10 protein-coding genes are annotated in these 9,640 nt (G+C 32.6%); 3 read left to right on the top strand and 7 right to left on the bottom strand.

The annotated features are described in order from the left end of the window. Window positions 1–118: 118 nt before the first annotated feature. From HMPREF2580_RS02235 to HMPREF2580_RS02205, 7 genes are all read right to left on the bottom strand, one after another. Complete coding sequence (locus HMPREF2580_RS02235; RefSeq protein WP_070830255.1) at window positions 119–535, bottom strand: DUF2871 domain-containing protein; 417 nt, start codon at window positions 533–535, stop codon at window positions 119–121. A gap of 139 nt (window positions 536–674) precedes the next feature. Next, entirely contained in the window at window positions 675–1,271 is a 597-nt protein-coding gene (locus tag HMPREF2580_RS02230; protein ID WP_070830254.1) for a YcnI family protein, read from the bottom strand. An 11-nt stretch (window positions 1,272–1,282) separates the two neighbouring features. Next, a complete protein-coding gene (locus tag HMPREF2580_RS02225) occupies window positions 1,283–2,533 on the bottom strand; it encodes a copper resistance CopC/CopD family protein (protein WP_070830253.1) in 1,251 nt (416 codons plus the stop codon). A gap of 170 nt (window positions 2,534–2,703) precedes the next feature. Continuing rightward, window positions 2,704–4,062 carry an MATE family efflux transporter gene (locus HMPREF2580_RS02220; protein WP_070830252.1) on the bottom strand — a complete coding sequence of 453 codons (1,359 nt, stop codon included), beginning with the start codon at window positions 4,060–4,062 and terminating at the stop codon, window positions 2,704–2,706. A 137-nt stretch (window positions 4,063–4,199) separates the two neighbouring features. Then, complete coding sequence (locus HMPREF2580_RS02215; protein ID WP_002444006.1) at window positions 4,200–4,619, bottom strand: MarR family winged helix-turn-helix transcriptional regulator; 420 nt, start codon at window positions 4,617–4,619, stop codon at window positions 4,200–4,202. Window positions 4,620–4,805: 186 nt separating this feature from the next. Beyond that, window positions 4,806–5,585: an SDR family NAD(P)-dependent oxidoreductase gene (locus HMPREF2580_RS02210; protein WP_083321653.1), complete on the bottom strand. Its 780-nt coding sequence runs from the start codon at window positions 5,583–5,585 to the stop codon at window positions 4,806–4,808. Between the two features lie 194 nt (window positions 5,586–5,779). After that, window positions 5,780–7,057: a YhgE/Pip domain-containing protein gene (locus tag HMPREF2580_RS02205; protein WP_070830250.1), complete on the bottom strand. Its 1,278-nt coding sequence runs from the start codon at window positions 7,055–7,057 to the stop codon at window positions 5,780–5,782. 162 nt (window positions 7,058–7,219) lie between these two features. Here HMPREF2580_RS02205 and HMPREF2580_RS02200 point away from each other — a divergent pair, with 162 nt between their 5' ends. From HMPREF2580_RS02200 to HMPREF2580_RS02190, 3 genes are all read left to right on the top strand, one after another. Continuing rightward, window positions 7,220–7,831, top strand: a complete 612-nt coding sequence (locus HMPREF2580_RS02200; protein ID WP_070830249.1) for a TetR/AcrR family transcriptional regulator — start codon at window positions 7,220–7,222, stop codon at window positions 7,829–7,831. 69 nt (window positions 7,832–7,900) lie between these two features. After that, a complete protein-coding gene (locus HMPREF2580_RS02195) occupies window positions 7,901–8,848 on the top strand; it encodes a magnesium transporter CorA family protein (protein WP_002444014.1) in 948 nt (315 codons plus the stop codon). A 244-nt stretch (window positions 8,849–9,092) separates the two neighbouring features. Beyond that, on the top strand, window positions 9,093–9,470 hold the full coding sequence (locus tag HMPREF2580_RS02190) for a DUF1722 domain-containing protein (protein ID WP_070830248.1): 378 nt from the start codon (window positions 9,093–9,095) through the stop codon (window positions 9,468–9,470). Window positions 9,471–9,640 lie beyond the last annotated feature (170 nt).

The raw sequence follows: 9,640 nt of genomic DNA, 5'->3' as shown, positions 1-9,640 counted from the left end.
GACTCATGCTATTCCTGCAGGCGTGTCGCACTCAATACTACGTATTTCTTTCAAAAAAATATGTCTTCTCGAATGACAGTAATTTTCTAATATTCTTTATACTTCAATTTTCCTTACGTTAATCTCTGGGTTCTGTAATGATGGCTTGTCTGAGTAAAAAGAAGAGTAATAACAGTCCTGCAAGCATTCCAGTGTGTCCTATACCTGCAAAGCCTGCTAATGCTTCTGGAGAGTATTTAGCACCAACAACTTGTAGTGTGCCTTTAACTGTCATCATTCCAATTGTCACAATGACACCTAAATGATAAACGATGAAGAACCAATTAAATAAATAATAACTACTTAATTTAAATACCTTTTCAAGTGGTAATAATAGTAAGAACATAAACATTCCCAATATGAGTGTATGAGTATGCACAAGCGCTAATTGTGTATCGCCCGTAAAATGATGCGCTTTCGTTAATTCTCTATAATAAAAACCACTTAGTAATCCTATAATCATATAAAAAAGAAAAGAATATAGTAATCTACGCATGATGAGTCCTCCCTCACGATTATATTATAGAACATATTGTTAAATATTAAAGTGACAAAATCACGAAGAATCGTTGTAGTAATAATAAAAATCCCTGAAAAGGATTACTGAGATCCCCTCAGGAATTTTTAGCTAATACTTATTTTTTATTACGTGCATGTTTGAATAAAGCAACTAATGAAATAATAATTGCAAATATAGATACTATCCATAGAGCGATAGATCCACCACCAGTGGATGCTGATTCATCAGCTTTACTATCATTTGCACTCGCACCTTTTTTCACTGTAGTTGTTGGTGCTGGATGTTCGCTGTCCTCTTTACCAGTCCATTTTACAACATCACCATTGTCATATGTTTGATATGCCTTCCATTTAAATGTACCTTCATCTTCTGGATTAGCTGCAACGATTGGGAATTCGATAAATTCATTAGGTCCAATACCTTTCCCTGTTGCTGTCCAAGTAATTTTATTGATATTGCCTTTTTTATCTTTCTCGAAATGATGTTTGAATCCCTGTACTGGTGCAACATTTGCAACATTTACACCTTTAGGTACTTTTAATTCAACTTTTACAGTATTATCATCTTGTTCGACAGGCACACGCACATCGTATTTATCATAAGATCCTGGTTCACTTTGATTAGGATTTAGCGTGACATGGGCGTCAGCGTATTTAATGCACCCTATTGCAAAGAATAAAATCACTGTCATAGATATTAATTTTCGTAACATCATTGTCCTCCTTAACCTGGAATATTAATTTGACTCATCATCACGCCAGCAAAGATTAATGCTATACCGATAATAAGTTCTATATATAATGTCGGTTGATTTACTTTATTTCTTTTACCTAAAGCTTTGGTTGTCTGATAGAAACCTAAAATCATCATGATTAAAGTACCAATCACTTTGAGGATCATAAATATTGTCCAAGCTTGTATATGACTCCAAATTGTCAGTATGTTTGTTTCATCTATCGCCATCAACACACCAGAAATAATTAATATAGCTACAGCTGTGATATTTGTTCTTAACAACATCTGTCTCACATTAGTTAATTGATTTCGGCGTTCAGTTTTGGCATAACAGATGAGATAAATTAAGGCACCTAGCCATAATGTCATACCTGCTAAATGTAACGTTCTTATGATGATAGACCATAAAGGTATATGTTGTGACCAAGCATGTCCTGACATCGCTATTGCTAATATCATCGCAAATGATACCAACCAGTACCATACTTTTTCCATATCTTTAAGTGTCATCAATATAAATAACACGATTAGAGCAATTGAACTAATAATATATGGAAATTGCATAATGACATCTGCTTTTAACGTTAAAATATCATTTAACACATCTGACGTGAGTGTCATCATGTAAACAATCATCGACATGAGTAATGTCATTGCCATTATCCAAGTAACGCCTACTTGTTTAGGTAAGACATTAAATTGTCGTAAACCTCGTCGTTTGGCAATACCATTTACCCAGAACAAGCCAACTAAAATAATTGTCGCGCCCTCTGTCAGATATCTAAAGACACCGAACCAAAAACTTGGTTGCGCATAAAAAGCATCTGAAGTGTCTACATTTTTGGCAGTCACTTTTCCAACAGAGAATTCAAATTTATTACTGACCTCGTGGCCATCAGCAGAAATTGCATGCCATTCAACCGTATTTGTGCCTTTAGCAATTTGATCACCAGGGAACTCTAAAGTTTTAGACCATCCTGAGGTCGTCGGCTTGACTTCACTGATTTTCTTACCTTTATCATTATATAATGTTATATTTGAATATTTTGCATTCACAGGTTCGTTATATTCCAATTGAATTTCTTCTGGCTTTTCTTTAACAACACCCTTTTCTTGAGGTGTAGTCTTTTCTAAAGTTGCATGTGCAGAAGCTTGATGTTCAAAGGCTGGAACCAATGTCATGAAAAATATAATTACCAATGCAATGATGTACTTAGACATCTTATTACGTAGTAACATTGAAACCTCCTCTTATATGTCCTTATAAATTTTGCCCTGTTTTCAATGATATAGCTTACATTTTCACTTAACAATAACAATTCTAATTTTTCACTATTTAGACAAAAAAGAAGGCAAGTCAGAAACCTTCATTAATACTGTTTCTAAACTTGCCTATAGATTAATTTGAATTATGCTTCTGCAAGTAATTCGTCTCTATCAACAGCTAATTGATTACGTAATAAATAAACGATGAGCATAGCTGCTAAAGCACAAAGTGTTTCAGCAATTAATAATGACCATACCACACCAGTTAATCCGAAAAGATGGTCCATTACAAATAGTACTGGAATGATTACAGTTCCTTGTAGTATCGCCATGATTGTGGCACCTCGTCCTTGACCTGTAGCTTGTAACATACCAGTGAATAAAAAGCCAATGCCATTAAGAAGTAATGATGTCATAGTGACTTTTAACATGAAGGTCGCAAGATGAACGATGTGAACATCTGTACTAAATAATTGTATAATTTGATGACCGAATAGTAATACAACACTCATACTTATCACAAAAATGACCGCAATAGAGATAATAACCGCTTTAATTGTATCTTTCATTCTATCTTTGTTCGATACGAAATTATATGCAATAAGTGGAATTACGCCTTCACTCAATCCCATAATAATTAACTCAGGAAATTGAACAAGTCGAAACTGTATTCCATAACTTGCAATCGCATAGTTTCCATATTTCGCTAAGAATAGGTTTAATACTAATCCAGTCACGCCCATCAATACGACCATCAAGAATGCTGGAATACCTATTTTAAAGATTTCAGCTAACATCTCAGATGTAGGTGTTGCATCTTTTAGTCGAAGTGATATAGATTCATTATTTTTTGAAAAGTAAATCACAAAAAAGAGTGCGGCAACTACATTAGAAATTGCTGTTCCTAATGCTGCACCAACGACATTTAAATCTAAACCAAAAATGAAGATAGGATCTAAAATCATATTTAAAACTACACTAGATAACATACCAATCATTGAAATAATAGGTTTACCCACAGCACGTGCAAATTGTTCTAAAATAAAGAATACAATGACGAAGGGTGAGCTTAAAAACATCACTTTTAAGAAGTTACTAGTATACGTTAATGTTTCACCGCTAGCACCTAAAATATGTGCGATTTGATCTGTAAAAGGTAAAGCTATCATTGCAATGATAATACCTAGAATAAAACCTGCATATGTTGAGAAGCTTCCTACATGTTTACCTTTACTATAATCTTTTGCGCCAAGTAAACGAGAGATAAATGTACCTCCCCCGACGCCAAAAAGATTACCAAATCCCATTAACACAGCAAAAATAGGTAAAGTAAGTGAAATTGCCGAAATCATATGGCTATTATCTAAAAATCCTATGAAATATACATTTAAAATACCATAAATAACACTAAGTAATGACCCAATCATCATTGGAATTGAGAAGTGCATCATTGCTTTAAAAATTGGAGATTTCTCAAAATAATATAGTTGTTCGTCTTTCATTTCATAAACTCCCTTTTCTTTTTGTTTAGATACCTAATAATTAGATATCTAACTATATATTCAAAATTTAAGATTAGAACGTTTGTGCCACATACTAAAGTACAGATGATTTCAACACTATAGTTCTAATCCTGCATTTATTTTAAATTGTTCATCATTCTATCAAAATATTCTCTTAACTTTTCTTTGTCATTGTCGGTGAAATCTTTTAACATATTTTCTTCAATCTCATCAAAGATTTTAATAAATGATTCAACCAGTGTAATACCTTCATCAGTGAGTTTCAAAAGTTTGCTTCTGGTATCTTTTGGGTTGACTTTACGGTATATAAGTCCTTTGCTCTCAAGAATTTTCAAAGTACTACTTACTGTAGATCCTTTTCGATCAAAGGCTTCTAATAATGTTTTTTGGGTCATTCCCTCTTCTTGATGTCGATAAATGTAACCGAGTGTATGGCTTTGTTCTTGAGTAATACCAAAGTCATCTAACCTTTTATCTGCGTAATTCTTCATTTGATGTGCAAGACTACGAATCAAATATTGAAATGTTAAATTCATTGTTCCACCTCATTTAGTTAGATATCTAAGTAATATAATAGCACGTATATCGAAAACGTCAATCCGATATATTAAAGTTCTAATTTTCTGATAAATTAGTGCGTATTGCTCTTTACTTTGTCCACATAAAAAGTTTGGGCTATTACACCCAAACCTTTTCCTATTTATGAACTTTTTTCAACTCAATCAAAGTGCTGTGTATCCGCCGTCAACTGTAATAACAGAACCTGTTACAAATGATGAGGCATCGGATGCTAAATATAATGCTGCGCCTTGTAATTCTTCTGGAACGCCAGGTCGTTTCATTGGCGTCATATTCATCCACGTATCTATCATGTCGCCACCTTTTGCAAAGTAGTCTTTAGTGAGTTCTGTTTTCATATAACCTGGTGCAATCGTATTGACTCGAATATTATGTTCAGCCCATTCATTCGCTAGACTTTTCGTAAGCATAATAACAGCTGCTTTAGATGTATTGTATGCAGCTTGTGGTTGAGGTGAATTAACAATTACGCCAGACATGGAAGATGTATTTACAATCACACCATATTGTTGCTTGCGGAATACTTCACCTACCGCATTCGTTACAAGCACCATACTATTTAAATTCACGTCCATCGTTTTCTCCCATCTATCATAAGGCATATCTTCAAATTTCACATGCTCATTAATACCAGCATTATTGAATAAGATATCTATGTGACCGAAAGTATCCATCGTTTCTTTGACCATTGCATTGACTTGTTCTAAATTTGTAACATCTACCTCACAAGCAATTGCTTTATTACCTGTTGCTTCTTCAAATTCTTTAGCAGTTTTTTGACCTACCTCTAGATTCATATCAGCGATCACTAAATTTGCTCCCGCTTCTGCTAAAGCTTTCCCCATTGCTTTGCCTAAACCAGATGCACCTCCTGTCACAATTGCGACTTTGTGATCTAGTTTAAATTGATCTAATACTGACATCATTCTCCATCTCCTTGTCTTTATGTATAACAACATTTTAGCTTATTTATGTTCGTTTTCATAGTGCAAACGCTTACTTTTGTTCATTTATATTTCTTTTAGTTCGCCAAATATCATATATATGCTCAATGAATTTATTTTTTAAAATAAAAAACAACGCTAGCTATTATTAAGCTAACGTTGTATTGGTCATATTATGATGGTACTTCAGTACGTTTAGTGCTGTGTTTTCTAACAATGGCAGCAACTAAACTTGAAACGATACCGAAAATCATAAAGCCGATAAACATCCACATTGTTCCGTTTAATTCTATGGCTTTATTCATATATATAAGTTCTTTTAAGCTTGTAGTGTAATGAGTAAATGGATTCCAACCGTATGCCCATTTTTGATAGCCTCCAGGGAGCATTTGTTTTGGTAATGTAACCATTTGCATACTGAAGAACATGAGCAAGATAAAGATAGGTAATGATTTCATTCCTAACCAAACCATAATTCCTAAAATAAGTCCAACGAATCCCATAATTGCTAGAGCGATAAACAACGCCACTCTATTAGGATGATCGAAGTGGAATCCTAAGACACCTTTCATAAAGTAAATATAAGCGAAACTTCCTAAGAATGCAGCTATAACAGTAGTAACCATTTGTCCTACTGAAGCGATAATTCTATGTTGAATTGCAAAGTTATTACTTGTTCTAAATGCAAAGAATAATAGAACTGAAGTAATCATTGAGCCCATCCACACTGGCATGAACATTAAGAATGGTGCATTACCGCCACCTTGATGGTCTTTAACTTTATTGACTTTTTGATTATCTACTTTAACTGGATTAGTAATACCTTGAATGTCTTTAGGACTTACATCTACATTTTGCTTTTGGAGTGTAGCTAAACTTTGTTTTGTAATTTGTTTATTTAAGTTTTCACCGATGCCAGATAAAACGTTAGTCACAATATTTGATGCTTGTAAGTTAGAACCTTGACTGACAATCGTTTTAAGATTTGCTTGTTTCACATCAACACTTTGATTACCCATTTTTTGTTTCATTTTTTGAGCTTGTTGTGCTGGAATTTCACCAGATTCAACTTTCTCTTTCATTTCTGCTTTTTTACTATCCATGACAACTTTTTGAGTTTTACTCATCGCATTTTTTGAAAAGTCTTTTTCAAAGACAATTGCTCCGTAGTATTTCTCATTATCGAAACCTTTTTGCAAATCAGATTCTTTATCAACTTTGACCCATTTGATTTTATCTGAATCACTATCTAATAATTTATCTTCAATTTTTTTACCGATATCTACTTTATTACTTTGAATTGTTGTACCTTCGTCATTATTCACGATGGCAATTGGTAAATCTTTAGGTTTAGGATTAAATGCCGGATAAAATGCTAAAGAAAAAATAACTAAGATTACTATCGCAGCAATAGGCGCGAACCATAATAATTTACTTTTAAATATATTCATGAAATGACCTCCCTATTTTTATTGAACAATGTGTTGAATAATTTTCACGTTGTCTATTATAATAGGTAAGAACAATTTAACAATCATCAATTTATAGAGATACGTCTGTTATTGAACACATTGTTGTAAATTGTCTATTATTTTACGGGAGGTTATATATAATTGAAAGAAGATAGGCGCATTAGAAAGACAAAATCTTCCATTAAGAAGGCATTTACAACATTATTACAGAACAAAGATCTAGATAAGATTACCATTAGAGATATTACATCTGAAGCTGACGTGAATAGAGGGACGTTTTATTTACATTATGAAGATAAATATATGTTGCTAACTGACATGGAAGATGAATGTATTTCAGAGCTTTCTCATCTTACACATTTCAACCATATAAACGGAGAAACTGTTGAAGAGATTTCTCAACTCTTTATTGAAAATGTACTGACAAAAATCCTTCAACATATTGATGATAATTTGGAGTTTTATCATACAATCTTACAGTTAGAACGTACAAGTAAACTTGAAGAAAAAATAAGTGAACTGATGAAAGAAAATATGAATAGATATATGAGTATCAATCATGAAATCGATGGTATACCGGAAATGTATTTTCATAGTTATGTCGCTGGAGCTACAATTAATACAATTAAATATTGGGTTTTAGATCCTCATCGTATTTCAGTTGAAGAACTCACTCATCATATCTATAAAATTGTTTTTAATGGACCATTACGTATCATGGCTGAATATAAATATCAAAAGAACAATGCTTAAATTAGACGCTTAAGAATCTAACTGTTAATCAAGTATAGAATATAAAAGATTTTGAAAGGAATAATAGTTATGATTACTGCTTATAAACATGCAAGTAGCAATTCAAATGAAATCATAGAAACTACAGTGGATCATAGCGCGTCATGGATTAACGTCGTTGAACCTGAACGTGAAGAAATCGAAAATTTAATGGAGTTTTACAATATTCCTGAAGACTTCATTCGTGACCCCTTAGATTCTGAAGAAAGCGCACGTATTGAATACGATGAAGATACAGGTTATTCACTTATCATCATCGACTTACCTATTGTCAATTCAACCAACCGACGTGTGTTGTCATTTGTCACAATCCCTCTTGGTATCATTATTGGTAATGGTATGATCATGACTGTTTGTGACGCTGAAAATGAATTCCTAGAGAATTTCGCACGACAAGATGACATTCATTTAAATTTTCATAGTCGTTTTGCACTTGAAATTTTATTAACGATTGCGAATCACTATAATAGGAATTTACGTTTACTCAATAAATCGAGAATCCGTATTGAAAAAGATTTGAAAAATAATATTACAAATAAACAACTATTTAAATTAATGGAAGTTGAAAAAAGTTTAGTTTACTTCTTAGCAGCTTTAAAAGGTAATGATACCATTATTAAAAAGTTATTCCGCTTACCTGCAATTAAGCGTTTTGAAGAAGACGAAGAATTACTAGAAGATTTAGTAATCGAGAACAATCAAGCGATTGAAACAACCGAGTTACATCAACGTATCCTTGAGAGTATCACAACCTCGTATGCTTCATTACTCTCTAATGATATGAATACGATAATGAAGACATTAACGTTGTTCACAGTACTTCTCACACTTCCAACATTAGTGTTTAGTTTCTTTGGTATGAACGTACCATTGCCAATCGATGCGCATAGTTATGCTTCATGGGTTATTGTAGTAGGTATTTCTCTTATACTTGTTGCAATTGTAAGTATTTTCTTATGGCGCAAACAGAAATTATAGATTAAATATATGAATCATTTAAAACACGAATGCCTCAAAAAGACTGTAAGTTACAATCTTTTTGAGGCATTTTTATATTGTTTAACTCTATTAACAAACAACATGCTAAACTGTCTAAAATCAAAGGTTCTAATATATCTGACTACATACCCATAATACGCATTAAATGGTGTTTCAATATTCACGTAATTTTAAAATCATGTGTAAGGGTATTGTTAAATATATGAATTGAGGTGAGTGAATCATGAAAGAACGAGGAAAAATTGAGAAACTATGGCGTGAAGAAAAATATCATGTTTTATTACATCATCAACATGCATATGACAATATTAGAGATATGTTAAAAGGTGACCCCTCCCTAAAAGAGGTCCAAAATGAAATTACAAATGCATTAGCAATCACACCAACTAAAGGCTCTTTTATTAAAGCGTATGATCATATGTGGGGATATTTCAAAAAAGTAGCAACAGATGAAGAACAACACAAAGCATTATTATTAAAAAATAAATTTAATGATAATCAGCTCAATCAATTAACACTTCTTAATTATTTGAAAGAACTCGCAGACAAATATGAAGTGCGTTATCTTCAAAATAGTACTGTATTGAAACAATTAAAATAAGGCCAGGATATAATTATACCCTAGCCTTTACTGCAATTATGTACGTGCTATTTGATTCTGAAAAAAGATTTGGATTTCTAAGATGTGCCCCATATTTTTGATATAAGACTTGATGATAATAACTTTGATGTACTGACTCGTCTTATTGTTAATGGGTTCTAATAACTAAA

This window comes from Staphylococcus sp. HMSC036D05 (assembly GCF_001836225.1).
Lineage (GTDB): Bacteria > Bacillota > Bacilli > Staphylococcales > Staphylococcaceae > Staphylococcus > Staphylococcus caprae.
Note: the sequence above shows the minus strand (reverse complement) of the source record. Positions and strands in the feature narration are given on the sequence as shown.

Excerpts from the sequence above, each read along its gene's own strand:
- HMPREF2580_RS02225 (WP_070830253.1), bottom strand. The coding sequence starts at position 2,533 with ATGTTACTACGTAATAAGATGTCTAAGTACATCATTGCATTGGTAATT.
- HMPREF2580_RS02190 (WP_070830248.1), top strand. The coding sequence starts at position 9,093 with ATGAAAGAACGAGGAAAAATTGAGAAACTATGGCGTGAAGAAAAATAT.
- HMPREF2580_RS02195 (WP_002444014.1), top strand. The coding sequence starts at position 7,901 with ATGATTACTGCTTATAAACATGCAAGTAGCAATTCAAATGAAATCATA.
- HMPREF2580_RS02205 (WP_070830250.1), bottom strand. The coding sequence starts at position 7,057 with ATGAATATATTTAAAAGTAAATTATTATGGTTCGCGCCTATTGCTGCG.
- HMPREF2580_RS02210 (WP_083321653.1), bottom strand. The coding sequence starts at position 5,585 with ATGTCAGTATTAGATCAATTTAAACTAGATCACAAAGTCGCAATTGTG.
- HMPREF2580_RS02235 (WP_070830255.1), bottom strand. The coding sequence starts at position 535 with ATGCGTAGATTACTATATTCTTTTCTTTTTTATATGATTATAGGATTA.
- HMPREF2580_RS02230 (WP_070830254.1), bottom strand. The coding sequence starts at position 1,271 with ATGTTACGAAAATTAATATCTATGACAGTGATTTTATTCTTTGCAATA.
- HMPREF2580_RS02220 (WP_070830252.1), bottom strand. The coding sequence starts at position 4,062 with ATGAAAGACGAACAACTATATTATTTTGAGAAATCTCCAATTTTTAAA.
- HMPREF2580_RS02215 (WP_002444006.1), bottom strand. The coding sequence starts at position 4,619 with ATGAATTTAACATTTCAATATTTGATTCGTAGTCTTGCACATCAAATG.